We start from the raw sequence: 26986 nt of genomic DNA, 5'->3' as shown, positions 1-26986 counted from the left end.
AGTGATTACTTTACGTGGATCCCGCATACCCCGCAAATCCCGCACGCAGCCCGGGCGTGTCGCCCGGAAACACGCGGATCCGCGGTTCAGTCGGCTCCGACGCCCAGTACCGCGGGCTTCGTGGAATGCGCCGACTGTTGGGCGGCGACTGCCATCGGCGCCCCTCCCCAGGCCGCGAACCCGTACTCGTCGCCGGGAGCGCTCACTCGCCAGAGCCGTTTCCCTGTCTGCGCGTCGTAGGCGACGAGTCGATCGTCCAGGGTGAGGAAGAGCGTGCTGTCGCTGAATCCGATGAGGCTTCCATCGGCGGCAGAGGAGGTGTACTGCTTCCGCCCGGAGTCCGCATCGATCCCGGTGTATCCGTTGTCCCCGTCGGAGAGCATGATCATCCCGCCAACCGTGTATGCGCCTGTCCACGTGCTCGTCACATCGCTGCGCCACTCGATCGATCCGTTCGACGGGTCGAGACGGCGAACGTCTCCCCCGGACTGATCGGCCACAACGAGCAGCCCAGATGCGTCGATCACCACGGGCAGCGCCTGCTTGACCGTCCAGGTCGTTTCGCCGGTGCGGGCATCGATGCCGTGAGCCGTCCTCTCGTTGCCGGAATAGTCGATCGCGATGAGCTGGGTGCCGACCTCCTGGTAGTACCAGTCGAGATCGCCCTTCCAGTCCACGGCCTTCCCGGTCGAGAGCGCATACACCGTGCCGTCGTAGAACAGCTTGTCTCCGGCGACGACCGGGCGTTCGGCCGGGGATCCCGTCACTTCCCAGAGCGGTCGCTCGAGATCGGTGGACGAATAGCGTCCGACCGTCCCGACGCCATCACGCGTCGAAGTGATGAGGAGGTCGCCGCCGAGGGCCGGCGCGAAACTCGCCGGCGCTGCGAAATCGGGGAACCCGAGACCTTCCACACTCGAGTGCGCCGTCGAACTCGAGACGACGCGACCGTTGCTTCTCGCGAGGGACACCATCACATCGCCCTGGCTGACGACGATGTCGACCGAGTTCGGCGGAGAGACGACGACCGGGGTGTCATACGGGGCGAAGTCCGCCGAGAGTTCCGTCACCTGACGGGTCCAGAGTTCATGTCCGGTGACCGTGTCGACGAGCCCGATGACGGTCTCCCCCGCGGGGTGGGCGGACGCAGTGTCCGTCGCACCGCTCGGACGATCAGCCGACCACACGAAGAGCGCCGACTCCTCGCCGGCGGTGTACCCGTTGACGTAGACGCTCGAACCGCGCGGGACCTCGTCCACCAGCGGGTTGTCGAGCTGCCATCCACCAACCGTCGGCTTGGCCGACAGGTCACGGAGGAGCACAACGCCCTCGACGCGGGTGAAGCTGAGCGAACTCACCACGAGCATGATCGCGACGATTGCGGCGATGACCGCGAGCGCGATCCCACCGGCGATGAGCCAGAAGGTGCGCCTGGAGCGGGGGGCCTTCGCCTTCGGCAGCGAATCGGGGTGCCACTGGAGGGACGGACCGTTCGCGTGAACGGCCGCGATGGCGCCAGTGACGATCGTCTGCGTCGGCTCGACCGGTGCGGTCGGCACGGTCGGCGGAGCAGGAGCGGATACCGGCGTCTGGACACCGGACGGTTCGATGACCGGCACGGCATCCGATTGCGGCACGGGCGCCGCGGCTGCTGTCGGTTCAGACTCGGCTGGTGTCGGTTCAGACTCAGCAGCTACAGGTTCGACCTCGACAGCCGCCGGTTCGGACTCTACTGCTCCCGGTTCGGGAGTGACGACGTCGGACGCGGTTGGCTCCGCCGGCACCTCGGCCGGGGCGACCATCGATCCGCAGCTCGGGCAGACGCCCGCGCGCGCATCGGTGATCTCAGTGCCGCAGACCGCACACAACTGCATCTGGAGCGACCTCCCCTGTGCCGACTCGTCCGGAATCAGCTCGCCGGTTCCGCTTCGGCGGCGAGCACACCGGCCAGCGATCGTTTGCCCCTGCGGAGCACCGCGATGCCGCCGTCGAGGAAGCGACCGTCGAGCACGGCGTCCGCATCCTCGATCTTGACGTTGTTGACCGAGACCCCGCCCTGGGCGATCGCGCGCCTGGCGTCGCTGAGGCTGCCGGTGAGTCCGGTGTCGACGAGCGTCTGGACGACGGTCGTCCCGGCGCCGGCACTTGTGTGCGGGAGTTCCAGAATCGCCTGCCGCAGTGTCTTCTGATCGAGCGATGCGAGATCGCCCTGCCCGAAGAGCGCCTGGGACGCCGCGACGACCGCGTCGGTCGCATCATCGCCGTGGACGAGCGACGTCACCGCGTATGCCAGCGTGCGCTGGGCCTCGCGCTTGAACGGTTCGGTCGCCGTGGCCTCGGCCAGGCGCTCGATCTCCGCGCGATCGAAGAAGGTGAAGATCTTGAGGCGCTCGACGACGTCGGCGTCATCGGTGTTGAGCCAGAACTGGTAGAACGCGTAGGGGCTCGTCATCTCAGGATCGAGCCAGATGGCGTTGCCCTCGCTCTTGCCGAACTTCGTGCCGTCCGAGTTGGTGATGAGCGGCGTGCCGATGGCGTGCGCGCTCCCCCGCTCCACCCGGTGGATGAGGTCCGTTCCGCTTGTGAGGTTGCCCCACTGGTCGCTGCCACCGGTCTGCAACACGCATCCGTAGGTCCGGTAGAGCTCGAGGTAGTCGAGTCCCTGGAGGATCTGGTAGCTGAACTCGGTGTAGCTGATGCCGGCGTCGGAGTTCAGACGCGCGCTGACGGCGTCCTTCTTCAGCATCGTGCCGACCCGGTAGTGCTTGCCGATCTCACGCAGGAAGTCGATGGCGGACAGCGGGGCCGTCCAGTCGAGGTTGTTGACCATCCGAGCGGCGTTCTCGCCCTCGAAGCTCAGGAAGCGCTGCACCTGGGCGCTCAGGTAGCCGACCCACTCCGCAACGGTGTCCTTGGTGTTCAGCGTGCGCTCCGCGCTCGGGCGCGGGTCGCCGATGAGACCCGTCGAGCCGCCGACGAGGCCGAGCGGCTTGTGTCCGGCGAGCTGCAGCCGGCGCAGGAGCAGGATCTGCACCAGGTTGCCGAGGTGCAGGCTCGGTGCGGTGGGGTCGAACCCGCAGTAGTACGTGATGGGCGGACCGGCCAGGAGCTCCTTCAGCTCCGCTGCATCGGTGGACACGTGCACGAGGCCGCGCCAGACGAGTTCTTCCCAGACGTCTTCGAAGGCTGGATCGTTGTGCTGGGCGGAAAGAGCGAGGTTCGACACGGTTGCAACAGTACCAGCGCGTCCACTGGGCGACCGGCCCACACTCTCGGCAACTTGTCCTTCTGGCGACAAGACGTTGGAGTTGTCGAAATTTATGCAAGTTTGAAGAGTTGCAGAAATTACTGCACGTTTCGCGCGGTTGGCGTAGGGTGAGGGAGAACCGCACGCAAGGAGCACTGTGTTCGTCATCATCGCCGACCAGGTCGCCAGCCGCACGACCGAGGATCTCGCCGGGCAAGCGCTCGCCGCCATCCACGAACGGCACGCAGACCAGCTCGCCCTCCCGGCCGATCGCACCGCCGGCGACGAGATCCAGGTCATCACCGCCGACGCCGCCACCGCGATCGCCCTCGCCCTCGAACTCACCCGCGACGGCGCCTGGAGCGTCGGCCTCGGCCAGGGAGCGATCCGCACCCCGCTCCCGGCAGAGACCAGGGTCGCGACCGGACCGGCGTTCTATGCGGCACGCGACGCCGTCGAACGAGCCAAGAAGGCACCAACACGATTCGCCTTCACCGCCTCGTCCGAAACACCCGCGGAGCCCGTGGAACCCGGGAACCATCAGGACCACCGGGCGACAGCCCAGTCGGGCGAGGACATCGAGGCTTTCCTCGTCCTCATCCTCATGCTGCGCCAGCGACGGACCGCAGGAGGTTGGCAGGTCGCGGATCTGCTCGCCGAAGGCACCACCCAGACGGAGATCGCCGAACAGCTCGGGCTGAGTGAGAGCTCGGTCAGCCGGAGGGTCAGCGCTGCGGGAGTCCGGGCGGAACAGTCCGCGTCGGAGGCCGCTGTCAGACTGCTGGAACAGCTGGACGAGAGAACGGGAGCAGGACCTCGATGAACATCTTCCCCGCGGCTGCGAGCGCCGACTTCTGGATGAGCGCCATCGGCTTCACCGGAAGCGCCATGCTGTTCTCCGTGCTCAGCTGGGTGAGCCGGGCGCGGGTGTTCGTCGCGCTGACGGCCGGCATGACCCTCGCGAGCATCGTCCTCCTCCTCGGGTCGAACGCCCCGGCGGCCGGAGGGAGCATCACCGTGCTCGGATTCCTGGCGCTCGTCGTCGCCGTCGTCGGCGGCGGACCAGCGGCGTCGACCGTGCTCGCCCTCGCGAGTCGCGGCAGCGTCGACGGGCAGCACGGCGGCATCATCGTGCAGAGCAAGGAGGTGCTCCGCGGCGGCACCACGATCGGTGTACTGGAACGCATCGCCGTTGTGGCCGCACTGTTCGCGGGGTACCCGGAAGCCATCGCGGTCCTCGTCGCCATCAAGGGCGTCGGGCGGTTCACCGAACTCGATTCGGCCGAAGCGCGCGAGCGGTTCATCATCGGCAGCCTCGCCAGCCTGCTGTGGGCATGCGGCGCAGCCGCCATCGTGCTGCTCGCCCGCGCCTGAGTCCCAGCCGAACGTCCACGCGCTGATCCGTCTCCGTGGGATCGGCGTCAGGATCAGTCGTCCGACTTCGGGTGCCGCTTGTACGGTGAGACGCTCCGCTCGCCCGGCAACCAGAACCGCCACGGGAACGCGACGCCGCCGCCCGGGCCGCTCACGCCGGTACGCGGCCCGCTGGCGAACGGAAGAGGTTCAGACGGAAGCGTGATCGCGAACGGCTCGGCTTCGAGATCTGCACCGGTTTGGCCGAGTGAGACACCGAGTGCGACGACCAGCCGCGCCGGGCCGCGCGCGAGGTCACGGTCCACAGCCCGAGGACCACGCCGCAGACGGGCGAGATCGATGCCGTCCACGACCTCGCCGGCGCGCAACAGCACCGCAGACGCCTCACCCTTCGGCGAACACACGACGTTCATGCACGTGTGCATGCCGTAGGTGAAATAGCAGTAGAGATGGCCGGGCGGACCGAACATCGGCACCGTCCGAGGCGTCTCACCGCGGTGGGCGTGCGAGCCGGGGTCCTCCCCCGTGCCCAGGTAGGCCTCGACCTCGGTGATCCGGACCGCGACGACGCCTTCCTCCGTACGATGCTCGACGATCGCCCCGAGGAGGCGCGGTCCGACGTCGACGGCCGATCCGGCCGTCAACCTGCGCAACGCTCCCCTGGACGTCATCGTGTCACCGAACTGGACGGCAGAGCGTCCTGATCAGAGGCCGAGGGCGAGGTTCAGCTCACCGACGCGCGTCACCATCGTGCGCAGCTGGTCCGCGACGCGCTCGGGCGCCGTCCCGCCTGCGCCGAGGCGGCTGCCGATCGAGCCGTCGACCGTGAGCACACTGCGAACGGCCGGCGTGAGGTGCTCGGAGACCGAGGCCAACGCCGCATCGTCCGGCTCGTGCAGGTCGAGCCCGCGCTCCTCGCAGTACCGCACGAGCGAACCGCTGATCTCGTGCGCGTCGCGGAACGCAACGCCCTGCTTGACGAGCCACTCGGCAACATCGGTCGCGAGCGAGAAGCCCTGCGGTGCGAGCGAGCGCATCCGGTCGGTGTCGAACGAGAGCGTCGCGACCATGCCGGTGAACGCCGGCAACAGCACCTCGAGCGTCTCGACCGAGTCGAAGACCGGCTCCTTGTCCTCCTGCAGGTCGCGGTTGTACGCGAGCGGGAGGCCCTTGAGCGTCGCGAGGAGGCCGGACAGGTTGCCGATCAGACGCCCGGACTTCCCGCGGGCGAGTTCGGCGATGTCCGGGTTCTTCTTCTGAGGCATGATGCTCGAACCCGTCGAGTACCCGTCGTGCAGCGTCACGAAGCCGAACTCCCGCGTGTTCCACAGGACGATCTCCTCGGCGAACCGGGAGAGGTTGATGCCGATGAGCGAGGTGATGAATGCGAATTCGGCGACGACGTCGCGGCTCGCGGTCGCGTCGATCGAGTTCTCGGTCGGACGGTCGAGGCCGAGCTCCGAAGCGACGAGCACCGGGTCGAGGCCGAGCGAGCTGCCGGCGAGTGCACCGGAGCCGTAGGGAGAAGCGCTCGCGCGGGCCAGCCAGTCGCGCAGACGCTCCAGATCCCGCGTGAGCGGCCAGGCGTGCGCGAGCAGGTGGTGCGCGAGGAGCACCGGCTGCGCGTGCTGCAGGTGCGTGCGCCCGGGCATCACCGCGGTCGGGTGGGCTTCCGCCTGCGAGACGATCGCATCGATGAGGTCCACGACCTGCCGCGCGATGGCCCGGCCGTTGTCGATCAGGTACAGACGGACGAGCGTCGCGATCTGGTCGTTGCGGCTCCGACCGGCGCGCAGCTTGCCGCCCAGTTCCTTGCCGGCGCGCTCGACGAGCCCGCGTTCGAGCGCCGAGTGCACATCCTCGTCGTCCTCCGCTGCGACGAACGCGCCGCTTGCGACGTCGGCGTCGAGGACGTCGAGCGCGCGCAGCATCCCGGCGAGCTCCGCGTCGTCCAGGTACCCGGCAGAGGCGAGCGCCTTGGCGTGCGCACGGGAGCCGGCGATGTCGTATCCGGCAAGCACCCAGTCGAACTGCGTCGACTTGCTCAGCCGCGCGAGCTCCGGGGACGGCCCGGTCGTGAACCGGCCGCCCCAGAGGGCGCCGGATTCTCCGGCTCGGTTCTGCTGCGCCGCTGGATTCTGGTCAGACGCTGGATTGTGGTCGGCCACTGGATTCTCCTGATCTGGAAACGATGGTGGGTGCACGTCGTCCGCACACCGGGTTTGCTGCGGGTGGTCAGGCCGCGTTCTGCTCGAGCAGCCAGACGAGGAGCGCCTTCTGCGCGTGCAGCCGGTTCTCCGCCTCGTCCCAGATGATGCTCTGCGGGCCGTCGATGACCTCGGCCTCGACCTCGAACCCGCGGTCGGCAGGGAGGCAGTGCATAAACACCGCGTCGTCCTTCGCGAGGCTCATCAGGGCACGGTCGACCCGGTAGGAGCCGAAGGTCGCGACGCGTGCAGCCTTCTCGTCCTCCTTGCCCATCGAGACCCAGGTGTCGGTGATCATCACGTCGGAGCCGGCAGCTGCTTCCGCAGGGTCCGTTGTGATCGTGACGGAGCCGCCCGTCTCCGCAGCGATCGCGATCGCATCGGTGACGACGTGCTGCGCCGGCGAGAAGTCGGCCGGAGCAGCGATCCGCACGTGCATGCCGGCCGTCACGCCTGCGAGGAGGTAGGAGTGGCCCATGTTGCTCGCGCCATCACCGAAGAACGACAGCGTCAGGCCGGCGAGCTCGCCCTTGTGCTCACGGATCGTGAGCAGATCGGCGAGGAGCTGGCAGGGGTGGAAGTCGTCGGACAGCGCGTTCACCACGGGAACGGTCGTACCGGCCGAGATCTCTTCGAGCCCAGACTGCGCGTACGTGCGCCACACGATCGCGGCGACCTGGCGTTCGAGCACGCGCGCGGTGTCGGCCGCGGTCTCCTTGCCGCCGAGCTGGCTGCTCGCGGTCGAGATGATGAGCGGCGAACCGCCCAGGTCCGCGATGCCGACGGCGAACGAGACGCGCGTCCTGGTCGAGGACTTGTCGAAGATGACGGCGACGGTCTGCGGACCGGCGAGCGGCTTCCGGGAGAAGCGGTCTCGCTTGAGCTCTGCGGCGAGATCGAGGATCTGCGCCTGCTCGGCCGGGCTGAGGTCGTCGTCGCGGAGGAAGTGGCGGGTCATGTCGTTGCTGTCCGTTCGTCGGAGATGTCTGTCGTGGTGGTGTGCCGTCAGGCGTCGACTGCTGCGAGAGCCGCTCGGAAGAGTCCGGTGAACTCCTCGATCTCGGCGTCGCCGATGATGAGCGGCGGCGCGATGCGGAGGCTCGTCGCGTTCGGGGCGTTGATGATGAGCCCGTGCGCGAGCGCCGCTGCGGAGATCTCAGCCGCGATGGGCTTGCTCAGGGCCACGCCGATGAGCAGGCCCTGACCGCGGACGCCCTCGATGAGATCGGTGTCGAGCGAACGCAGGAAGTCGCTGATCTCTGCGCCGCGCTTCGTGGCGTTCTCCAGGAGCCCGGCACGCTCGATCTCTTCGAGCACCGCGTTCGCGGTCGCCGTCGCGAGCGGATTGCCGCCGAAGGTGCTGCCGTGCTGCCCGGGCCCGAACAACTCCGAAGCGTCACCGAAGGTGATGAGCGCACCGATCGGCATGCCGCCGCCGATGCCCTTCGCCACCGTGATCGCGTCCGGAACGATCCCCGCGTGCTGGAAGCCGAACCACTCGCCGGTGCGGCCGGCACCGGTCTGGATCTCATCGATGATGAGCAGCACACCGTGCTCCTCGGTCAGCTCGCGCGCACGCTGCAGGTAGCCCTCTGGAAGGTCGAGCACCCCGGCCTCGCCCTTGATCGGCTCGACGAAGAACGCAGCGACGGTGGCGTCGATCGTCCGCTCCAACGCTTCGATCGTGGTCTCGATGTGCTCCACACCACCGGGGAGGGGGTGGAACGCCTCCTGCAGCGCTGGCTTGCCTGTGAGGGCGAGCGCCCCCATCGTGCGGCCGTGGAAGGAGTTCTCCAGCGTGATGATGCGCGTGCGCGTTCCATCTCCGCGGTTCAGACGTGCGAGTTTCATCGCCGCCTCGTTCGCCTCTGCTCCGGAGTTCGCGAAGTACACCCGTCCGCCTTCGCCGGCACCGGCGAGTCGCTTGAGGCGCTCGGCCAGTTCCAGCTGTGGCGGGCTTGAGAAGTAGTTCGACACGTGCGCGATCGTGCCGGCCTGCCTCGTGATCGCGCCGACGAACGCCGGGTGGGCGTGGCCGAGCGAGTTGACCGCGATGCCGGCGAGGAAGTCGAGGTATCGGTTCCCGTCGGCGTCCCAGACGTGGCAGCCCTCGCCGCGCGTCAGCATCGCGAGCGGGGTGTTGAAGGTGCGCATCATGTCGCGTTCGACACGAGTCCGCCAGTCAGTCATGCGGGTGATCCTTCCGGGACGACCTCGGTGCCAGAGCCGTTCTGAGTGAACACCTCGAGCAGGATGGAGTGTGGGACGCGACCGTCGATGATCGCCGCCTTCGCGACACCGCCGTCGACCGCGTCGAGGCACGCGCTCATCTTCGGGATCATGCCCGATTCGAGCGAGGGCAGCAGCTCGCGCAGTTCCGTGGTGGTGATCTGCGACACGAGCGAGTCCTGGTTCGGCCAGTCGCTGTAGAGTCCGGCGACATCGGTCAGGATGACGAGCTTCGCGGCGCCGAGCGCAACGGCGAGCGCAGCGGCAGCCGCATCGGCATTGACGTTGAGCGACTGCCCCGGGTGGTCGAGGTCGGGCGCGATGGAGGAGACGACCGGGATGTTGCCGGCGTCGATGTATGCCTGAACGGAGCTCGGGTCGACGGAGACCACGTCGCCGACGAGCCCGATGTCCACCGGTTCACCGTCGACGAGTGCGGCGCGACGGACGGCGCCGAACAGGCCGGCGTCCTCACCGGAGATGCCTGCTGCGAGCGGGCCGTGCTCGTTGATCCGCCCGACCAGCTCAGGGTTGACCTGACCGGTGAGCACCATCCGCACGACGTTCATCGCCTCAGGAGTCGTCACCCGGTATCCGCCGCGGAACTCGCTGTGGATGTCGAGTCGTTCGAGCATCGCCGAGATCTGCGGACCGCCGCCGTGGACGACCACGGGGCGCAGTCCCGCGTAGCGCAGGTAGACCATGTCCTCGGCGAACGCCTCGGCGAGCTCCGGGCTCACCATCGCGTTGCCGCCGAACTTCACCACGATGATCTGGTCGTGGAACGCTTTCAACCACGGCAACGATTCGATGAGGGTCTCCGCCTTGGTGGCGGCCTCCTCAGGGGAATTCTCGCGATACTCCGTCATGATCAGCTCGAGTACGCGCTGTTCTCATGCACGTAGTCGTGCGTGAGGTCGTTCGTCCAGATGGTCGCCCGCTCGGCTCCGGCGTGCAGATCGATCAGGATGTGGACGGCTCGCGGCTGCAGATCGACGAGCTCGCGCGGCTGGTCCGGCTCCCCGGCGGTGCAGACCTGCACACCGTTAATCGCGACGTCGATGCCGTACGGTTCGAACTCCGCCGAGGTCGTCCCGACCGCCGCGAGCACCCGGCCCCAGTTGGGGTCGTTGCCGAAGATCGCGGCCTTGAAGAGGTTGCTGCGCGAGACGGCGCGGGCGACGTCGACGGCATCCTGCTCCGAGACGGCGTTGACGACCTCGATGGCGATGTCGTGCGATGCGCCCTCCGCGTCCGCCTGCAACTGCAGCGTGAGGTCCTGGCAGACCTCGGTGAGCGCCGCTGCGAACTCGTCGACGCTCGGTTCGACGCCACTCGCGCCGGAGCCGAGCAGGGCGACTGTGTCGTTGGTCGACATACATCCGTCCGAGTCCAGGCGGTCGAAGGTGACCCTGGTCGCCCGGCGGAGCGCCGCATCGAGCTCGGCGGAGGTGAGGACGGCGTCGGTCGTGATGACGACGAGCATCGTGGCGAGCCCAGGTGCGAGCATTCCGGCGCCCTTGGCCATGCCGCCGACGGTCCAGCCGGCCGCCGAACGATGCGTCGCCTGCTTCGGCTTCGTGTCGGTCGTCATGATGGCCCGCGCCGCCGCGAGTCCGGCCGCTTCGCTCGAACCGTCTTCCCCGACCGAGCGGGTAGCGTCCCAGACGCCTGCCTTGAGCTTGTCGAGGTCGAGCTGGTCGCCGATGAGCCCCGTCGAACAGACGAGCACGTCGCCGGCCGAGATGTCGAGGCGTTCTGCGACGGACTCCGCCGTCTCGTGCGTCGTCTGGAAGCCGATCGCGCCAGTGTAGCAGTTCGCGCCACCCGAGTTCAGGACGATCGCCGAGACGATCCCGTCGGCCATGACCTGCTCACTCCACAGGACGGGGTTGGCCTTGCACCGGTTGCTCGTGAAGACCGTCGCAGCATTCTGCAACGGACCGACGTTCTGCACCACCGCGAGGTCGAGACCGCCGGACTGTTTGAGCCCGCACTCGACGCCTGCCGCAACGAATCCTGCTGCTGCTGTCACACTCACGGTGCCACTCCATTCACACTCAGTCCGGTCGTCTCGGGCAGCCCGAGCGCGATGTTCGCAGATTGGATCGCCGCTCCGGCGGTCCCCTTGACGAGATTGTCGACGGCCGTCACAACGACGACCCGTCCCGCCGCCTCGTCGACGGCGATGCCCATGAGTGCGGTGTTCGCGCCGAGCACGTCCGCGGTCCGCGGGAAACTGCCGGCCGGCAGGAGCTGCACGAACGGTTCGTCACCGTATGCGTCCTCCCAGGCCGCGCGGATCTGCTCCGGCGTCGTGCCGGGGACGATGCGCGCAGTGGACGTCGCGAGGATGCCACGCGACATCGGCACGATGACCGGCGTGAACGACAGCGTCACCCGATCCGCGCCGGCCGCCCGCAGGCCCTGGGCGATCTCGGGGATGTGCCGATGCGAACCGCCGACGGCGTACGGGTTCGCCGAACCGAGGATCTCACTCGCGAGCAGGTTGACCTTGAGGCTCTTGCCTGCGCCGGACGGGCCGACCGCCAGGACCGTGACGATGTCGAGCGGTTCGATGACACCAGCTGCGATCCCGGGTGCGAGTGAGAGCGCGACCGTGCTCGCGTTGCATCCGGGGGCGGCGATCCGCTTCGACGTGGCGATCGCATCGCGTCCCCGTCCGGCACCCGTCTGCAGCTCCGGGACCCCGTAGGTCCAGGCGCCGTAGTAGTCGCCGCCGTAGAACGCGGCCCAATCGGCTTCATCAGTCAACCGGTGGTCCGCGCCGCAGTCGATCACGAGCGTTTCGGGCGGGAGCGCATCGGTGTACTCGCCGGACATGCCGTGCGGCAGCGCGAAGAAGACGACGTCGTGTCCCGCGAGCACGTCAGGCGTCGTCGGGCTGAGCGTCAGGTGACGGAGGGACCGCAGGTGCGGTTGGACGGCGATGAGGGGCTGACCGGCGTTGGCGTTCGCGGTCACCGTCCGCACCTCGAAGTCGGGGTGCTCGGCGAGCAGCCGCAGCAGCTCGCCTCCCGCGTAGCCGGATGCTCCGGCCACAGCTACAGAGAAAGACATGGCTCTACCTTATTGAGTGGACGACGATGGTGGATCCGGCGACTCCCGTTGTGATCCCGACGTGTCCTGCACGTGTCGGGGTTCGGGGTCGCCTATCGTCGCTCTGCGGTAGCGCGCGAAGCGCGGGCCTGGACGTCACGGCGGAGGGCGCGGAGCTGAAGCGCCCGCGAAGAACCCTGAACCTGGAAACGTGCCATGGCGTGATCGTACTACGCCGGAGGCTGCGCGGGCGAATCGCGAACGACCCCGGCACGATGGGCGATGATCGCCGCCTGCACCCGCGATGCGACCCCGAGCTTCGCGAGCACCCGCGAGACGTGCGTCCGCGCGGTCGCCTCCGACAGGACGAGCGACTTCGCGACGTCCGCGTTGCTGAGACCGTCACCGACGAGCGCGAGCACCTCGCGCTCCCGCGGCGTGAGGTCGTCGAGCCCGGGGAAGCGTGCGGTCTGCGCTGCAAGCGGCTCCCGCGCCGCTGGCTGGTGTGCGCTCGGCGCAGCGGTCAGACGGTCGATCACCCGCCTGGTGACCTCGGGCGCCAGGACGGCCTCGCCGTCGTGCACCCGTCTGATGGCATCGACGAGCGCGCCGGACGACACCGTCTTCAACAGGAACGCGCTTGCACCGGCGGCGAGCGCTTCATCGACGTACTGATCGATCGCGAACGTCGTGAGCACGATGACCCGCGGAGGGTCGTCACCGGAGACGATGGCCGATGTGGCCTCGACGCCCGTCATCCGCGGCATCTGCACGTCCATCAGCACAACGTCAGGACGAAGCACCTCCGCGAGTTCGACGGCCTCGACCCCGTTGCCTGCCTCGCCGACGATCTCGATGTCGTCGGCGTCGTCGAGGAGCACCCGGAGCCCGGCGCGGACGGCGGAGTGGTCGTCGGCGAGGAGCAGTCTGATGGTCATGCGGCGGCCTCCGCCCGGTCGTGGGTGAGTGGGATGTCGGCGTGGACGACCCAGCGCCCGTCGTCGAGACCGGCGCGGAGCGCACCCCCGGCGAGGCGAGCGCGCTCGGCGAGGCCGATGAGGCCGACACCGCCGGAGAACCCGGTCGGACGGTTCCGCCTGGTTTGGGCGACCGGATTGGCGACGGTGACCCGCAGCATCGTGCGGTCGATGTGGATGGCGACGTCGACCGTGGCGCCCGGTGCGTGCTTCGCGACGTTCGTGAGCGATTCGGACAGCACCCGGTACGCGACGAGCGACGACTCCGCCGAGAGTTCGGACAACGATCCCTGCTCCGGCACGTCGAGGCGGACGGTGAGGCCGTTCGCCCGCGCGACTGCGACCGTACGGTCGAGATCATGCAATGATCCCGGTGCACTCCGCTCCGTCCTGAGCACGTCGATCATCACCCGCATGTCGGCGAGCGCATCGATGCTGCTCTGCCTGATCGCCTCCATGCTCCTGCGCATCCGCTCACCGTCGACCGGGGCGCGTTCGAGTGAAGCGCTCGACTGCATCGCGATGGCCGAGAGATGACCGGCGATGACATCGTGCAGTTCCCGGCTGATGCCGAGCCGCTCCTGGAGCACGGCGTCGTAGCGCAGCGCGTCGGCGGCGCGCTCGATGGCGTCGGCCCTCGTCCGCTCGCGTTCTGCCTCGAGGCGCGGCGCCCGCACGGCCCTCCCCCACCAGACGAAGGTGCCGTAGAGCAGCGGCATCGTCGCAAGCGCGACACCGAACGCCCCGTTCCACCGCACGGAGAACAGGATGCTCATGGCGACGCCGATGACCGCGAACGCGACCCCGGCCACGTCGATCCACCTCGACGGTGAATACAGCGCAGCTGCGTAGAACAGGTCGCCCAGGAAGATGAGCGCTGCCAGGCTCGAGCTGCCCGTTGCGAACCCTTCCACGATGGCGAGGGCGAACCCTGCGATGAGCATCATCTCCGGTTGCCGCTCCCGGAACAGGTGGATGACGACGAAGGCCGCCAGAACGCTCAAGCCCACCCAGATCGGCACGGCCTGATGCGCACCGACCCACTGGATCCGCAGCTGCCCGACGACACCGATGAGCGAGATCAACGCGCAGACGACCGTCACCAGATGAGCACGATTCCGGGTGAGGAAACCGCGGACGCGCGTCAAGAAGGCCATGCCTCCATCCAAGCAGCGTGCGACGCCTGGCGCGAGCGACGAACGGACGACCCGGTCTACGCACTTCTGCGTAGAGGCCGTCCCTGGGTCCTGCGCCGAAATCGGCCGCACTGCTGATGTGCGGCGCACGCCGCCAGCGGAGGATCGGATCATGGACGCATTCACGGAACTGTTCGGCACGAGCCCACTCATCTGGGCGATCCTCGGGGCGGAGGCAGCGTTCTGGATCCTGCTCTTCGGCGGGCTTGCGGTACGGTACCTGCTGCGGCAGCGGCGGCTGAGCACGATCATGCTCATCGGTGTCCCCGTTGTGGACCTCGTCCTCATCGCGCTCACGGCGATCGATCTCGCCGGCGGCCAGGAACCGAACTTCAGCCATGTGCTCGCCGCACTGTATCTGGGCTTCACGATCGCGTTCGGCCACGCGCTGATCACCAAGACCGACCGATGGTTCGCACATCGTTTCGCGGGCGGCCCCGCGCCAGTGAAGAAGCCGAAGTCCGGGCCCGTGTACGTCAGGAACGCCTGGGCGGAGTGGCGACGCCTCGTGCTCGCCTGGGCGATCGCGATGGCCGGCATCGCCATCATGAAAGCGGTCTCGGGGTGGAGCTTCCCGACCTCGCTCGACGAGGCGAACAGCGATCCGATGTGGAGCATCGCGTCCCGTCTGACGCTCGTCGTCGGCGTCTGGCTCGTCGCAGGCCCGCTCTACGCGACGTTCTTCAAAGCGACACCTGTTGACACCACCCACGGGGTATCGGTCGATGCCGCTTCGAAAAAGTAGCCGATCGTGGGGCGCGCTATCTCATATCTGAGATAGAGTGCGGATATGGCAGATACAGCATCGGTCGATCGAGTCGACACCGCAGCACCCCTCCGTCAGGTCGGAGCGCTCATCAGAGGCGCCCGGCAGGGCCGCAAGTTCACGCAGGCGCAGCTCGCAGAGCGGGTCGGCACGAGTCAGAGCGCGATCAACCGGATCGAGCAGGGCAGCCAGAACATCAGCATCGACCTCCTCAGCCGCATCAGCGCCGCCCTGGACTCCGAGATCGTGTCGTTCGGCGAGCAGAAGAAGAACTCGCACCTCCGTGTGCAGGGTGGCAAGCAGCTGCACGGCACGATCGCCGTCCGGTCCAGCAAGAACGCCTCCGTCGCCCTGCTGTGCGCCGCGCTGATGAACCGCGGGCGCACAACACTCCACGGCATCGCCCGCATCGTCGAGGTCGACCGCATCATCGATGTGCTGCGCAGCATGGGCGTCGCCGTCACCTGGTCGGCGGACGGCAACGATGTCGAGATCATCGTCCCGGAGCAGCTCACCCTGGATGCGATCGACGAGGAGGCCGGCCGCCGCACGCGCAGCGTCCTGATGTTCCTCGGTCCGCTCCTCGGACGCTACGACTCCTTCGCCCTGCCCTACGCCGGCGGCTGCGACCTCGGCACCCGCACCGTCGAGCCGCACCTCATCGCGCTCCGTCCCTTCGGCCTCGCCATCGAGGCCACCTCCGGCTGGTACCAGGCGACGGTCTCCCCCGACGTCCCCACCGAGATCAGCGTTGTGCTCACCGAACGCGGTGACACCGTGACCGAGAACGCGATCATGGCCGCCGCCGTGCGCGACGGCGTGACCGTCATCCGCAACGCGAGCCCCAACTACATGGTCCAGGACCTCTGCTTCTACCTCGAGCTCCTCGGCATCACGATCGAGGGCATCGGATCGACGACCCTGCGCATCACGGGCCGATCCGAGATCAACGAGGACGTCGACTACTGGCCGAGCGAGGACCCGGTGGAGGCGATGAGCCTGCTCACGGCCGGCATCGTCACCGGGTCGGAGATCACCGTGACGCGCGTGCCGATCGAGTTCATGGAGATCGAGCTGGCAACGCTCGGCGAGATGGGACTGCGGTACACGCGGACGGCCGAGTACCCGGCGGCGAACGGCCGGACGAGGCTCGTGGACGTGACGGTGCACCCGTCCGCGTTGCACGCCCCCATCGACAAGATCCACCCGATGCCGTTCCCCGGCCTCAACATCGACAACCTGCCGTTCTTCGCCGTGATCGCGGCGTGCGCGGAGGGCGATACCCTCATCCACGACTGGGTCTACGAGGGGCGCGCCATCCACCTCACGGATCTGACGCGGCTCGGGGCGAACGTTCGCCTGCGGGACCCGCACCGCATCGACGTGTCCGGCCCGACGCACTGGTCCGGCGCCGAGGTCAGCTGCCCGCCTGCCCTGCGTCCGGCTGTCGTCATCCTGCTCGCGATGCTCGCGGCGAAGGGCACGAGCGTGCTCCGCAACGTCGACATCATCGCCCGCGGCTACGAGCAGTTGCAGGAGCGGCTGATCTCGCTCGGCGCCTCGATCGAGACGTTCCGGGACTGACCCGATCAGGTCGTTCGCAATTCAGGACACGGCCGGCGCGTCGCCCGCGACACGCCGTTGCCGGTCGGCGACACGCCGCGGTGCTCCTGAGTTGAACGCCCAACGCCTGCGGCACGACGAGAACGGCCCCGAGCATCTGCTCGGGGCCGTTCTTCGTGTGCTGCGACGACTCGCCGCGTGCAGCGCGGACGCGCGTGCGCGATCAGTCGCGGAGCACCGCTCCGAAGCGCTCCGCTGCGACTGCGGCGCCGGCGAGCTTCGCGTCGCTCGCCTCCGCGGCCGTCAGCGTGCGGTCCGATGCACGGAAGCGGAGTGCGAAGGTGAGGCTCTTCTCGCCGTCCGCGACGCCCTGACCCCGGTAGTCGTCGACGAGCTGGATGTGCTCGAGCAGCTCACCGGCGCCCTCGCGAACAGCCGCGAGGACGTCTGCAGCAGCGACGTCCGCCGGGACGACGATCGACAGATCCTGCGTGGCAGCCGGGAACGTGCCGATCGTGCCGGCCTCGATCGGACGGTCGCCCAGTTCGATGAGTCTGGCAAGGTCGAGCTCCGCAACGGCGACGACGCGCGGCAGGTGGGCTTCCTCGGCGATGGCCGGGTGCAGCTCGCCTGCGTAACCGACATGCTGGCCGTCGACCAGCAGCTCGGCGGTCCGGCCGGGGTGGAATGCCTGGTGGCTCCCCTGACGCACCTCGATCTCGACACCGACCGCACGCGCGATGGCGTGGGCCGCGTCGAGCGCGTCCGCGATGCCGACGGCGACCGCCACCTGACCCGGCTGCTTCGGTGTGCTGTTGCCGATCGCGAGCACCGCGACGTGGTGCGGCTGCGGCGGGATCCCGTCGTGCAGCTCGCTCAACTGCGCTGCGCTCGGAAGCGCCGCGCCGGCAGGAAGGTCTTCCTGGCCGTACGCGCCGTGGCGCGACGGGCGGAAGACCAGCCCGATCTCGGAAATGAGCAGGTCCGTGAGACCGCGGGAGAGGTTACGATGCGCGACCTCGATGAGTCCGGGCAGCAACGACGTCCGCAGGAACGGCGACCTGGCGTCGAGCGGGTTCGCGAGCTTGATCGCCGGAACCTCTCGAGCATCGGCTGCGCCGTAGCGGTTGTTCGCCTCCGCCGTGACGAACGGGTACGAGAGCACCTCGGTCGCTCCTGCGTAGGCGAGCGCGTCCGCGGCTCCGCGCCGCAGTCGCTGCGAACGCGTCAGTCCACGGCCGGGGGGCGCGACGGGCAGCACGGAAGGGATGCGGTCGTAGCCGAGGATGCGGGCGACCTCCTCTGCGAGGTCGGACTTGTCGGTGATGTCGGGACGCCAGGTCGGCGGCGTGACGAGCAGTCCCTCCGCGGACTCTTCGATGACTCCCCCGACCTCCGCGAGCGCAGAGCGGGACTCCTCCGCCCCGAACTCGACGCCGACGAGCCCCGTGACGTACCCGTTCGGCAGCAGGATCGGTTCGCGATCAGGAGCCGCCGTGTAGACGGAGCCGACACGGTCCGGCGTGCCGCCGGCGAGGTCGACGAGCAACTGGGCGACACGGCCGGCCGCCGCGACGGCGACCTGCGGGTCCACACCGCGCTCGAAGCGCTTGGACGCCTCACTCGGCAGCTTGTGCCGGCGAGCGGTGCGCGCGATGGAGACGGAATCGAAGTTCGCAGCCTCGATGAGGACGTTGCGGGTGTCCGCTCCGATCTCCGTCGTCTGCCCGCCCATCACACCGGCGAGGCCGATGGGACCAGATCCGTCCGTGATGAGGAGGTCCTCACCGTGGAGCGTGCGCTCCTGCTCGTCGAGTGTGACGATCGTCTCGCCGTGCACTGCGCGGCGCACCGTGATGCCACCGGTCAGCTTGTCGAGGTCGTAGCCGTGGATCGGCTGTCCGAGTTCGAGCATCACGTAGTTGGTGATGTCGACGATGAGCGAGATGGAGCGGATGCCGGCGAGTTTGAGACGCGCGACCATCCACGGCGGGGTGGGCCGCGTCGGGTCGACGTCGCGGACGACGCGCGTCACGAAGACCGACGAGCCGACGCGTCCACGGATGGGCGTCTGGTCGTCGATCGTGACGGAGAAGCCCTCCAGTGCGCCGGTGAACGCGTCCGGGACCGATGATGCGGGGTCGCGGAACGGCGCCCCCGTCGCGTGCGAGTACTCACGGGCGACGCCGCGGATCGAGAAGGCGTAGCCGCGGTCCGGTGTGACGTTCAGCTCGACGGCGGTGTCGTCGAGACCGAGCAGCGCGATGGCGTCGGTGCCGACGGGCGCGTCGACGCCGATGGTCGACAGCCGCAGGATGCCGTCGTGGTCGTCGCCGAGGCCGAGTTCGCGCGATGACGCGATCATGCCGTCGGAGACGTGCCCGTAGGTCTTGCGTGCGGCAATGGGGAACGGTCCGGGCAGGACGGCGCCCGGGAGCGTCACAACGACCTTGTCGCCGGGGAAGAAGTTGCCGGCGCCGCAGACGATGCCGCGGACGGCGTCCTCCGCATCGCCCTCGGCGACGCGCACCTGGCACCACCGGATGGTCTTGCCGTTGGACTGCGGTTCCTCGACGAATTCGAGGACCTCGCCCACCACGATCGGACCGGTCAGCTCGAAGCCGTGCAGGTCCTCCTCTTCCAGTCCGACGCGGACGAGCGCCGCGTGGACGTCCTCCGGAGTGGTTCCCGGAGCGAGGTCGACGTATTCGCCGAGCCAGCTGAGTGGAACACGCACGATCAGACCACCATTCCGAATTGCTGGGAGAAGCGGACGTCGCCCTCCACCATCTCCCTCATGTCCTGCACGCCGTCGCGCAGCATCAGGCCGCGCTCGACTCCCATGCCGAAGGCGAATCCGGAGTAGACCTCCGGGTCGATGCCGGCGGAACGCAGGACGTTCGGGTGGATCATGCCGCAGCCGCCCCATTCGATCCAGCGCGGGCCGTCCTTGAAGGTCGGGTGCCAGAAGTCGAGCTCAGCGCTCGGCTCCGTGAACGGGAAGTAGCTCGGGCGCAGGCGCACCTCGGCGTCGTCGCCGAAGACCGACTTCACGAAGTGGTCGAGGGTGCCGCGCAGGTGCGCCATGGTGAGGCCCTTGTCGACCGCGAGTCCCTCGAACTGCATGAACACGGGGGTGTGCGTCGCGTCGAGCTCGTCGGTGCGGTACACCCGTCCGGGTGCGAGGACGTACACGGGCAGCTCGCGCTCGAGCAGCGAACGAACCTGCACGGGCGAGGTGTGGGTGCGCAGCACGAGGTGCGACTCAGGCGGTTCGACGAAGAAGGTGTCCTGCATGGCGCGGGCCGGGTGGTCCGCGTCGAAGTTGAGCGCGTCGAAGTTGAACCACTCGCTCTCCACCTCAGGGCCCTCCGCGATCTCCCAGCCCATGCCGACGAAGATGTCGGACACGCGGTCCTGGAGGAGCGTCAGCGGGTGGCGCGCACCGGGTTGGTGCCGCGACGGCACGGCTGTGACGTCGATGGTCTCGGCTGCGAGGCGTGCCTCGGTCTCCGCTGCGACGAGTTCGAGCTCGCGCGCGGCGATCGCCTGGGAAACCCGGCCACGAGCCTGGCCGACGAGCTTGCCGAGTGCGGCTTTCTGGTCGTTGGGCGCGCTGCGGAGGGAGCCGTTGAGCGTTGCGAGGGTGGACGATTCTCCGGCGTGGGCCGCACGGGCGGCTTTCAGCTCGGTCGAGTCGGTGGCGGCGGCGACCGCGGCGAGCGCCGCATCGACCGCGGCGTTCACCGCTTCTGGAGTGATTTGGGATGCGTCAGACACGAAAACCAAGTCTACCCAGCTGGGCGAGCGGCCGTGCCGGGCCGCGGAGGGCTGTGCACAACTCGGCACCACCCTCCACAGCCCGCGGCACCCCGACTCACTGCTGGGCGATCACCTGCGTGTCCGTGATCTCCCGCGTGGTGTCGAGACGCGCGCCCCGCACCCTCGACGAACGCCTCGTCCGGACCTCCACCCATTTCGCGATGCCGGAGAGGATGAGGCACAGCACGATGTAGATCGAACCCATCACGATGATCGACGGGATGATCGGATTGCCGTAGGTCGCCTGCGAACCGTACTGCTTGGCCAGGTACAGCAGCTCCTGATAGGTGATGAGGAAACCGAGCGCCGTGTCCTTCAACGTCACGACGAGCTGAGCGATGATGACCGGCATCATCGCGCGGATCGCTTGCGGGAACAGGATCATGCGCATCACACCGGTCTTCCGGAGCCCGATCGCATACCCGGCCTCTTTCTGCCCGCGTGGCAAGGATTCGATGCCGGCGCGGAAGATCTCGGAGAAGACCGCCGCGTTGTACAGCGTGAGGCCGACGACCACCGCCATGAACGGCGTCACCTTGACCCCGAGCGGAGGAAGCCCGTAGTACATCAGCATCATCAGGATGAGGACGGGAACGGCTCGGAAGAACTCGATGATGATCGTGAAGGGGACGCTGACGACCCTGTGGTCGGACAGCCGACCGATCGCGAGGATGAGCCCGAGCGCCAGGCTGAGGACCGCGGCGACCGCGAACGCGGATAGCGTCGCACCCGTGGCCTGCAGAATCTGCTCCCACACGCGAGGGAAGGTGAACAGCTTCCACTTCGCTGCGCTGAACTGCCCGGTTTCGATGAATCGGTAGATGATGAAGGCGAAGATCGCGGCGACGACGACAACGGTCGCGACGCCGAACCACCGGTACCGGACGACCGCCTTCGGCCCCGGTGTGTCGAACAGGACGGAGCTCATCGCGCCACCTTCCATTTCTTCTCGAACGCCCGTTGGGCAAGCGAGAGCAGCGAGACGAGCGCGACGAAGATCAGCGCGACCCAGAGGAGACCGATCAGCAGCGGCTCGCCTCGTTCTGAGAGCGACGCTCGGATCGCGCCTGCTTCGATCACCCCGAAGCCGGCGGCGACGGTCGTGTTTTTGAGCAACGCGATCAGCACGCTGAAGAGCGGCGGCAACACCGCTCTGAACGCCTGCGGCAGCACCACGAGCGTCATCGTCTGCCCGAACGGGAGCCCGATCGCCCTCGCAGCTTCAGCCTGACCGAGCGGAACTGTGTTCACGCCGGAACGCAACACCTCCGCGACGTAGGTCGCAGTATAGAAACTGAGGCCGGTAATGGCCACGGCCGTGTAACTGATCGCGGGCAGGTCGAGCTTCGGATACCCGAACGCGAAGAAGAAGAGGATGAGCGTCAACGGGGTGTTGCGCACCGTATTGACGTACACCGTGCCGAAGACGCGCATCGCCGGCACGGGAGAGACGCGCATCGCACCGACGATGGTGCCGAGGACGAGCGCGAAGAAGCCGGAGACGACAAACAAGAGCAGTGTGACCTTGAAGCCGTCGAAGAAGAGGTCGAGGTTGTCGAGGAGGACGTTCATTGGCGGTGGCGCCTTTCCGGAAAGATCGCCCGATGTGATTTCCCGGGCGGGATCGACGGGACAACTCCCCCGGGCGGCCGCGGGTCACCGCGTCCGCCCGGGGTGCTGCCTAGTAGTCGTCGACCTTCGGCTGGCCCACCTTCGTGCCGGATGCACCGAGCGTGGCATCGTAGATCTTCGTCCAGGTCGCACCACCGTCGGTGAACATCTGGTTGACGAAGTGCCGCAGCGCGTCGTCGCCCTTCGGCAGGCCCACCCCGTAGAGCTCGGTCGTGAACGGCTTCCCGACCACCTTGAGGCCGGAGTCCGGAAGCGACGCGTAGCCGAGCAGGATCGCCTGATCGGTGGTGACGGCATCGACCTTGTTGTCGTGCAACGCATCGACGCACTGCGAATACGTGTCGAACGGTACCGTCTTCGTGTCGGGGAAGTTGTCGTTGATGTTCTGCAGCGGCGTAGAACCGGTCACGGAACACACCGTCTTCCCCGCGAGGTCCGCCTCGCTCGCGATGTCCGTGTTGTCCTTCGCGACGAGCAAGCCCTGCCCGGTCTCGAAGTATGGTCCGGCGAAGTCGATCTGCGTCTTGCGCTTGTCGGTGATCGAGTACGTGCCGACGTACAGGTCGATGTCGCCGTTGACGAGCGCTGATTCACGGTTCGCGCTGGGAATCGCCGTGAAGTCGATCTTGTCGGCTGGGACGCCGAGCGATGCCGCGATCCAGGTGGCGATCTGAATGTCGAATCCTGTCCGCTCCCCCGTCGCCGCGTCGAGGTAACCGAGTCCCGGTTGGTCCTCCTTGACGCCGATGCGGACTTTGCCTGCCGACGAGATCTTGTCGAACGTCGGACTGCCTTCGATCGTGACGTCCTTGGCGACCTCGAACGCGGGCGTGCTGCCGCCCGCTGCGTCCGTCGAGCCAGGTTCGGCATCGCCGCTTGCACAGCCGGCGAGGGCGATGGCCGCTGCTGCGACTCCTGCCGTGATGAACATGAGCCTCTTGCGCATGTTTTCCTTCCTTCCTTGGTGCCCGTCGTTGGGCCTATCGGTTGGTGAGGTCTGCCCTGGAGCGATGGCTCCGGACAGTGGTCGTGCGTTTCGGGTGTTCGGGTATCGGGTGTCGAGTCGGTGTCGGGTCAGTGTCGGACCGGCGGTGCGCCCCTAATGAGTCAGCAGCTTGGACAGGAAGTCCTTCGCACGCTCGGTCTGCGGGTTGGTGAAGAACGACTCCGGGTCGCTGTCTTCGAGGATCTCGCCGTCCGCCATAAAGACCACGCGGTCGGCCGCCTTGCGGGCGAATCCCATCTCGTGGGTGACGACGATCATCGTCATCCCCTCGCCGGCAAGCTGCACCATCACGTCGAGGACCTCGTTGATCATCTCGGGGTCGAGGGCAGAAGTCGGTTCGTCGAAGAGCATGACCTTGGGCTTCATCGCGAGGGCGCGGGCGATCGCGACGCGCTGCTGCTGCCCGCCGGAGAGCTGCGCCGGCAGTTTGTCGGCCTGCTCACCGACGCCGACGCGTTCGAGGAGGAGCTTCGCAGCCGCATCGGCGTCGGAACGCTTCTGCTTGCGCACCTTGATGGGGCCGAGCGTGACGTTCTCGCGGATGGTCTTGTGCGCGAAGAGGTTGAAGGACTGGAAGACCATCCCGACATCCGCCCGGAGCTCAGCGAGCTGCTTGCCCTCTTCCGGGAGTCGCTTGCCATCGATCCGGATCTGCCCTGACGTGATCGTCTCGAGCCGGTTGATCGTGCGGCAGAGAGTCGACTTCCCCGAACCGGACGGGCCGATGACCACAACGACCTCGCCCTTGTTCACGGTGAGGTTGATGTGCTTCAACGCCTGGAAATCGCCGTAGTGCTTGTCGACGTCCTGCAGCACGACGAGCGGTTCGCCCTGGTCGGCGACGATCGGGTTGCTGGTTGTCTCGTACGGGTTGCGTTGGGCTGATGAATCGGACGGGCGGGAGTTCGGCACTGAATGCTCCATACGACCCACGCTAGGTGACGGGCGCGACCGAACCCAGGGTCAGCACGTGACGGTTACACGTTTGTGACCGAATACGCAACGCATGTTGCTCAGGAGTGCTGGGCGAATGCGCTCTCGAAGACGCACACGGAAGCCGCGGTCGCGAGGTTCATGCTCTCGGCGTGGCCGTAGATAGGAACCGTAAGCGCACGATCGACGACGAGGAGCTGCTCATCGGTCAGACCGCGCGCCTCATTCCCGAACAACCACGCGGTCGGCCGGGCAAGAACACCCTCCGAGCGGGCGGCGAGCAGGTCCTCGCCCTTGACGTCGGCAGCAATGACCTGGAGACCAGCTCCACGAGCGCGCTCCACGACGGAGGACAGCTCGGCATCCACCGCGACGGGCAGGTGGAACAACGAACCGGTCGTCGACCGGACCACCTTGGGGTTGTAGAGGTCGACCGTGCGGCCGCTCAACACAACGGCGTCGGCGCCGGCAGCGTCCGCGGCGCGGATGATCGTTCCCAGATTGCCCGGGTCCCGGACCTCCTCCAAGATCACCACGAGCTTGGGCTGACCGGCGAAGATGTCCTTCACCGAGGTCGGGAACTGGTGCGCGACCGCCACGAAACCCTGCGGCGTGACCGTGTCGGCCATCGACTCGAGCACCTGCTCGGTGACGAACTCGACCTCGATGCCCGCATCGGCGGCGGCCTGCGCGATGTCGCCGTAGCGCTCGAGCGCCGTCGGCGTCGCGAACAACTCGACCACGAGGTCCGGTCGGTACGTGAGTGCCTCTGAGACCGCTTGAGGTCCTTCGAGGAGGAATAGGCCGGTGTCCAGCCTCGCCGGGCGCTTGGCGAGCTTGGCGACGGCGCGGACGCGTGGGGAACGCGGATTGTCGAGCACGATCCCATCCTAGGCCGACACAGGCCGACCGGACGAACGCTCACGGCCGATTCCGCGACGGGTTCCGCACGCACGAACGGCCCGGCTCCACAGGGGAACCGGGCCGTTCGAACAGGCGTCGTCGGTGCTGCACTCAGCACCGGACGAGGTGCACGCAGACTAGGCTGCTGCGACCTTCGGAGCCGAGGTGTCGGCCGGCAGTGCTGCCTTGGCCGACTTCACGAGCGCTGCGAAGGTGGGGGCGTCGTTCACCGCGAGGTCGGCGAGGATACGACGGTCGACCTCGATGCCGGCAAGGCCGAGGCCCTGGATGAAGCGGTTGTACGTGAGGCCGTTGGCGCGCGATGCAGCGTTGATGCGCTGGATCCACAGGCGACGGAAGTCACCCTTGCGTGCGCGGCGGTCGCGGTACGAGTAGACGAGGGAGTGAGTGACCTGCTCCTTGGCCTTGCGGTACAGACGCGAACGCTGTCCGCGGTAGCCCGAGGCGCGCTCGAGGATGACGCGACGCTTCTTGTGAGCGTTGACCGCCCTTTTGACTCTTGCCATGTTCTGTGTGTTCCTTCGGTGTAGCGGTCTTAGCGACCGAGCAGCTTCTTCATGACCTTCGCGTCAGCCGGAGCCAACACCTGGTCCTGGTTCAGACGACGGGTGCGACGGCTGGACTTGCTCTCCAGGTTGTGTCGCATACCGGCCTGCTGCTTCATCAGCTTGCCGCTGCCGGTGACCTTGAATCGCTTCTTGGCCCCGGAGTGGGTCTTCTGCTTCGGCATTGGATTCCTCGTTTCTTATCGGTTCTCGTCGGCAGATGACTCTGCCTCAGCGACCTCGGGTACTTCCGACTCCTGAGCCGGTCGCGCCTTCGATGCCGCACGGTGTGCGTTGGCCTCGGCCTTGGCTTCCGCTTTGTTCTTCAGCGGGCCGATGACCATGACCATGTTGCGTCCGTCGACGGTCGGGGTGGATTCGATGGTTCCGAATTCCGACACGTCTTCGGCAAACTTCTGGAGCAGTCGCACGCCCTGCTCTGGACGGGACTGTTCGCGACCACGGAACTGGATCATGGCTTTCACCTTGTCACCAGTCTTCAGGAAGCCCTCAGCGCGCTTGCGCTTGGTCTCGTAGTCGTGCTGATCGATCTTGAGACGGAAACGAACCTCTTTGAGGATCGTGTTCGCCTGGTTGCGCCTGGCCTCTTTCGCCTTCTGCGCAGCCTCGTACTTGAACTTGCCGTAGTCCATGATCTTCGCGACGGGCGGCTTGGAGTTGGGTGCGACTTCGACGAGGTCGAGGTCCGCTTCCTGCGCGAGGCGAAGGGCGACCTCGATTTTGACGACGCCGACCTGTTCTCCGCCTGGGCCGACAAGACGGACCTCCGGGACGCGGATACGGTCATTGGTACGGGGATCGCTGATGCGGAACTCCTCTACTGGGTGGGTTGCCACACGTCCGAATGGATATCCGTTCGTGACGAAAGTGGATCAACACACACCCGTACCCCCGAATGAAATTCGGTGAGTACACACACCCTGTCTACCAGTTGTGAAACACGTCTGGCGGGGTGTGACAACCCGGTAACCTTGTCTAGCGGTCAAGCGCGGGTGGGAGAATCTCCTCTTTCGTACCGAGACCAAAGTCCCGGAGCACCGCACAAGACTACCAGAGGATTGACGTGAACGACAGCACTTCCCCCTACGACCACGAAGAAGACGCATCTTCCCAGGCGACTCGCGACATCGCGGAGGTGCCGGCGGTCGAGGTCATCACCACGGCGGCCGTCCACCTCATGAGCGCCGCGGCGGTCAAGTGCGGGCTCGCCGACGATCCGGAGTCGCAGATCGACCTCGATGAGGCGCGAAAGCTCATCAACGCCCTCGCCGGCCTCATCACGGCCGGAGCGCCGGAGATCTCCGACATGCACGCGCGTTCGCTGCGCGACGGGCTGCGGTCGCTCCAGCTCGCATTCCGCGAGGCGTCCATCATCCAGGACCCGATCGGCAAGGGCCCTGGCGAGAAGTGGACGGGCCCCGTCACCTGATCCACCGCATCGCTGGCTGACCGTCGACTGACCGTCGCCTGACCGCTGTCGTTGC

The 26986-nt window shown here is 67.4% G+C and carries 26 protein-coding genes; 5 read left to right on the top strand and 21 right to left on the bottom strand.

All coding sequences use genetic code 11. The annotated features are described in order from the left end of the window. Positions 1-86: 86 nt before the first annotated feature. Positions 87-1637: a PQQ-binding-like beta-propeller repeat protein gene (locus ACL9RL_RS16630; protein WP_422781395.1), complete on the bottom strand. Its 1551-nt coding sequence runs from the start codon at positions 1635-1637 to the stop codon at positions 87-89. A gap of 272 nt (positions 1638-1909) precedes the next feature. Next, on the bottom strand, positions 1910-3226 hold the full coding sequence (gene tyrS / locus ACL9RL_RS16625; protein ID WP_422781394.1) for a tyrosine--tRNA ligase: 1317 nt from the start codon (positions 3224-3226) through the stop codon (positions 1910-1912). 178 nt (positions 3227-3404) lie between these two features. Here tyrS and ACL9RL_RS16620 point away from each other — a divergent pair, with 178 nt between their 5' ends. Beyond that, positions 3405-4070: a helix-turn-helix domain-containing protein gene (locus tag ACL9RL_RS16620; protein WP_422781393.1), complete on the top strand. Its 666-nt coding sequence runs from the start codon at positions 3405-3407 to the stop codon at positions 4068-4070. Then, complete coding sequence (locus ACL9RL_RS16615; protein ID WP_422781392.1) at positions 4067-4621, top strand: hypothetical protein; 555 nt, start codon at positions 4067-4069, stop codon at positions 4619-4621. The genes ACL9RL_RS16620 and ACL9RL_RS16615 overlap by 4 nt, the downstream gene beginning before the upstream one ends. A gap of 53 nt (positions 4622-4674) precedes the next feature. On the opposite strand, the gene ACL9RL_RS16610 is transcribed toward ACL9RL_RS16615, so the two are convergent. The 9 genes from ACL9RL_RS16610 to ACL9RL_RS16570 all read right to left on the bottom strand — a co-directional run bounded on the left by ACL9RL_RS16610 (position 4675) and on the right by ACL9RL_RS16570 (position 14251). Next, positions 4675-5292 carry a DNA-3-methyladenine glycosylase gene (locus ACL9RL_RS16610; protein ID WP_422781391.1) on the bottom strand — a complete coding sequence of 206 codons (618 nt, stop codon included), beginning with the start codon at positions 5290-5292 and terminating at the stop codon, positions 4675-4677. Positions 5293-5325: 33 nt separating this feature from the next. Next, positions 5326-6789 (bottom strand): argininosuccinate lyase, encoded by a 1464-nt coding sequence (gene argH, locus ACL9RL_RS16605; RefSeq protein ID WP_422781390.1) that lies wholly within the window; start codon positions 6787-6789, stop codon positions 5326-5328. A 67-nt stretch (positions 6790-6856) separates the two neighbouring features. Further along, positions 6857-7786: an ornithine carbamoyltransferase gene (gene argF / locus ACL9RL_RS16600; protein WP_422781389.1), complete on the bottom strand. Its 930-nt coding sequence runs from the start codon at positions 7784-7786 to the stop codon at positions 6857-6859. Between the two features lie 47 nt (positions 7787-7833). Next, positions 7834-9018, bottom strand: a complete 1185-nt coding sequence (locus ACL9RL_RS16595; RefSeq protein ID WP_422781388.1) for an acetylornithine transaminase — start codon at positions 9016-9018, stop codon at positions 7834-7836. Then, the gene (argB, locus tag ACL9RL_RS16590) at positions 9015-9926 is read right to left on the bottom strand and encodes an acetylglutamate kinase (protein ID WP_422781387.1); all 912 of its coding nucleotides are present in this window, start codon (positions 9924-9926) and stop codon (positions 9015-9017) included. Before argB ends, ACL9RL_RS16595 begins: the two co-directional genes overlap by 4 nt. Positions 9927-9928: 2 nt before the next feature. Next, the gene (argJ, locus tag ACL9RL_RS16585; protein ID WP_422781386.1) at positions 9929-11098 is read right to left on the bottom strand and encodes a bifunctional glutamate N-acetyltransferase/amino-acid acetyltransferase ArgJ; all 1170 of its coding nucleotides are present in this window, start codon (positions 11096-11098) and stop codon (positions 9929-9931) included. Beyond that, positions 11095-12138, bottom strand: coding sequence for an N-acetyl-gamma-glutamyl-phosphate reductase (gene argC, locus ACL9RL_RS16580; RefSeq protein ID WP_422781385.1), 1044 nt, complete (start codon positions 12136-12138; stop codon positions 11095-11097). Before argC ends, argJ begins: the two co-directional genes overlap by 4 nt. Positions 12139-12347: 209 nt before the next feature. Beyond that, positions 12348-13055 (bottom strand): response regulator, encoded by a 708-nt coding sequence (locus ACL9RL_RS16575; protein WP_422781384.1) that lies wholly within the window; start codon positions 13053-13055, stop codon positions 12348-12350. Further along, positions 13052-14251 carry a sensor histidine kinase gene (locus tag ACL9RL_RS16570; protein WP_422781383.1) on the bottom strand — a complete coding sequence of 400 codons (1200 nt, stop codon included), beginning with the start codon at positions 14249-14251 and terminating at the stop codon, positions 13052-13054. The genes ACL9RL_RS16575 and ACL9RL_RS16570 overlap by 4 nt, the downstream gene beginning before the upstream one ends. A 151-nt stretch (positions 14252-14402) precedes the next feature. On the opposite strand from ACL9RL_RS16570, the gene ACL9RL_RS16565 reads away from it, so the two are divergent. Both ACL9RL_RS16565 and ACL9RL_RS16560 read left to right on the top strand, forming a co-directional pair. Then, the gene (locus ACL9RL_RS16565; protein WP_422781382.1) at positions 14403-15035 is read left to right on the top strand and encodes a hypothetical protein; all 633 of its coding nucleotides are present in this window, start codon (positions 14403-14405) and stop codon (positions 15033-15035) included. A gap of 45 nt (positions 15036-15080) precedes the next feature. Beyond that, the gene (locus tag ACL9RL_RS16560) at positions 15081-16640 is read left to right on the top strand and encodes a helix-turn-helix domain-containing protein (protein ID WP_422781381.1); all 1560 of its coding nucleotides are present in this window, start codon (positions 15081-15083) and stop codon (positions 16638-16640) included. A gap of 202 nt (positions 16641-16842) precedes the next feature. Here ACL9RL_RS16560 and pheT read toward each other — a convergent pair whose 3' ends face one another. The 10 genes from pheT to infC form a co-directional block, all read right to left on the bottom strand. Further along, positions 16843-19356 (bottom strand): phenylalanine--tRNA ligase subunit beta, encoded by a 2514-nt coding sequence (gene pheT / locus ACL9RL_RS16555; RefSeq protein ID WP_422781380.1) that lies wholly within the window; start codon positions 19354-19356, stop codon positions 16843-16845. Between the two features lie 2 nt (positions 19357-19358). Continuing rightward, a complete protein-coding gene (gene pheS / locus ACL9RL_RS16550) occupies positions 19359-20399 on the bottom strand; it encodes a phenylalanine--tRNA ligase subunit alpha (RefSeq protein ID WP_422781379.1) in 1041 nt (346 codons plus the stop codon). A gap of 97 nt (positions 20400-20496) precedes the next feature. Next, positions 20497-21369 (bottom strand): amino acid ABC transporter permease, encoded by an 873-nt coding sequence (locus tag ACL9RL_RS16545; RefSeq protein WP_422781378.1) that lies wholly within the window; start codon positions 21367-21369, stop codon positions 20497-20499. Then, complete coding sequence (locus ACL9RL_RS16540) at positions 21366-22013, bottom strand: amino acid ABC transporter permease (protein WP_422781377.1); 648 nt, start codon at positions 22011-22013, stop codon at positions 21366-21368. Before ACL9RL_RS16540 ends, ACL9RL_RS16545 begins: the two co-directional genes overlap by 4 nt. A gap of 109 nt (positions 22014-22122) precedes the next feature. Beyond that, on the bottom strand, positions 22123-23019 hold the full coding sequence (locus ACL9RL_RS16535) for a glutamate ABC transporter substrate-binding protein (protein ID WP_422781376.1): 897 nt from the start codon (positions 23017-23019) through the stop codon (positions 22123-22125). Between the two features lie 153 nt (positions 23020-23172). Beyond that, on the bottom strand, positions 23173-24003 hold the full coding sequence (locus ACL9RL_RS16530) for an amino acid ABC transporter ATP-binding protein (protein WP_422781375.1): 831 nt from the start codon (positions 24001-24003) through the stop codon (positions 23173-23175). 89 nt (positions 24004-24092) lie between these two features. Then, positions 24093-24893: a TrmH family RNA methyltransferase gene (locus ACL9RL_RS16525; protein ID WP_422781374.1), complete on the bottom strand. Its 801-nt coding sequence runs from the start codon at positions 24891-24893 to the stop codon at positions 24093-24095. A gap of 159 nt (positions 24894-25052) precedes the next feature. Beyond that, complete coding sequence (gene rplT / locus ACL9RL_RS16520; protein WP_422781373.1) at positions 25053-25442, bottom strand: 50S ribosomal protein L20; 390 nt, start codon at positions 25440-25442, stop codon at positions 25053-25055. A 29-nt stretch (positions 25443-25471) separates the two neighbouring features. Then, positions 25472-25666 (bottom strand): 50S ribosomal protein L35, encoded by a 195-nt coding sequence (gene rpmI / locus ACL9RL_RS16515; RefSeq protein ID WP_056012069.1) that lies wholly within the window; start codon positions 25664-25666, stop codon positions 25472-25474. Positions 25667-25681: 15 nt separating this feature from the next. Continuing rightward, a complete protein-coding gene (gene infC, locus ACL9RL_RS16510) occupies positions 25682-26338 on the bottom strand; it encodes a translation initiation factor IF-3 (protein ID WP_422781372.1) in 657 nt (218 codons plus the stop codon). Positions 26339-26565: 227 nt separating this feature from the next. On the opposite strand from infC, the gene ACL9RL_RS16505 reads away from it, so the two are divergent. Then, positions 26566-26931 carry a DUF1844 domain-containing protein gene (locus ACL9RL_RS16505; RefSeq protein ID WP_422781371.1) on the top strand — a complete coding sequence of 122 codons (366 nt, stop codon included), beginning with the start codon at positions 26566-26568 and terminating at the stop codon, positions 26929-26931. Positions 26932-26986 lie beyond the last annotated feature (55 nt).

The sequence above is a fragment of the Plantibacter sp. Mn2098 genome, assembly GCF_049319745.1.
GTDB lineage: Bacteria > Actinomycetota > Actinomycetes > Actinomycetales > Microbacteriaceae > Plantibacter.
This window is presented reverse-complemented; position numbering and strand designations above follow the sequence as displayed.

Excerpts from the sequence above, each read along its gene's own strand:
- ACL9RL_RS16615 (WP_422781392.1), top strand. The coding sequence starts at position 4,067 with ATGAACATCTTCCCCGCGGCTGCGAGCGCCGACTTCTGGATGAGCGCC.
- ACL9RL_RS16530 (WP_422781375.1), bottom strand. The coding sequence starts at position 24,003 with ATGGAGCATTCAGTGCCGAACTCCCGCCCGTCCGATTCATCAGCCCAA.
- argF (WP_422781389.1), bottom strand. The coding sequence starts at position 7,786 with ATGACCCGCCACTTCCTCCGCGACGACGACCTCAGCCCGGCCGAGCAG.
- ACL9RL_RS16570 (WP_422781383.1), bottom strand. The coding sequence starts at position 14,251 with ATGGCCTTCTTGACGCGCGTCCGCGGTTTCCTCACCCGGAATCGTGCT.
- ACL9RL_RS16595 (WP_422781388.1), bottom strand. The coding sequence starts at position 9,018 with ATGACTGACTGGCGGACTCGTGTCGAACGCGACATGATGCGCACCTTC.
- ACL9RL_RS16575 (WP_422781384.1), bottom strand. The coding sequence starts at position 13,055 with ATGACCATCAGACTGCTCCTCGCCGACGACCACTCCGCCGTCCGCGCC.
- ACL9RL_RS16610 (WP_422781391.1), bottom strand. The coding sequence starts at position 5,292 with ATGACGTCCAGGGGAGCGTTGCGCAGGTTGACGGCCGGATCGGCCGTC.
- ACL9RL_RS16535 (WP_422781376.1), bottom strand. The coding sequence starts at position 23,019 with ATGCGCAAGAGGCTCATGTTCATCACGGCAGGAGTCGCAGCAGCGGCC.
- argC (WP_422781385.1), bottom strand. The coding sequence starts at position 12,138 with ATGTCTTTCTCTGTAGCTGTGGCCGGAGCATCCGGCTACGCGGGAGGC.
- ACL9RL_RS16540 (WP_422781377.1), bottom strand. The coding sequence starts at position 22,013 with ATGAACGTCCTCCTCGACAACCTCGACCTCTTCTTCGACGGCTTCAAG.
- ACL9RL_RS16565 (WP_422781382.1), top strand. The coding sequence starts at position 14,403 with ATGGACGCATTCACGGAACTGTTCGGCACGAGCCCACTCATCTGGGCG.
- argB (WP_422781387.1), bottom strand. The coding sequence starts at position 9,926 with ATGACGGAGTATCGCGAGAATTCCCCTGAGGAGGCCGCCACCAAGGCG.
- rplT (WP_422781373.1), bottom strand. The coding sequence starts at position 25,442 with ATGGCAAGAGTCAAAAGGGCGGTCAACGCTCACAAGAAGCGTCGCGTC.
- rpmI (WP_056012069.1), bottom strand. The coding sequence starts at position 25,666 with ATGCCGAAGCAGAAGACCCACTCCGGGGCCAAGAAGCGATTCAAGGTC.
- ACL9RL_RS16560 (WP_422781381.1), top strand. The coding sequence starts at position 15,081 with ATGGCAGATACAGCATCGGTCGATCGAGTCGACACCGCAGCACCCCTC.
- ACL9RL_RS16545 (WP_422781378.1), bottom strand. The coding sequence starts at position 21,369 with ATGAGCTCCGTCCTGTTCGACACACCGGGGCCGAAGGCGGTCGTCCGG.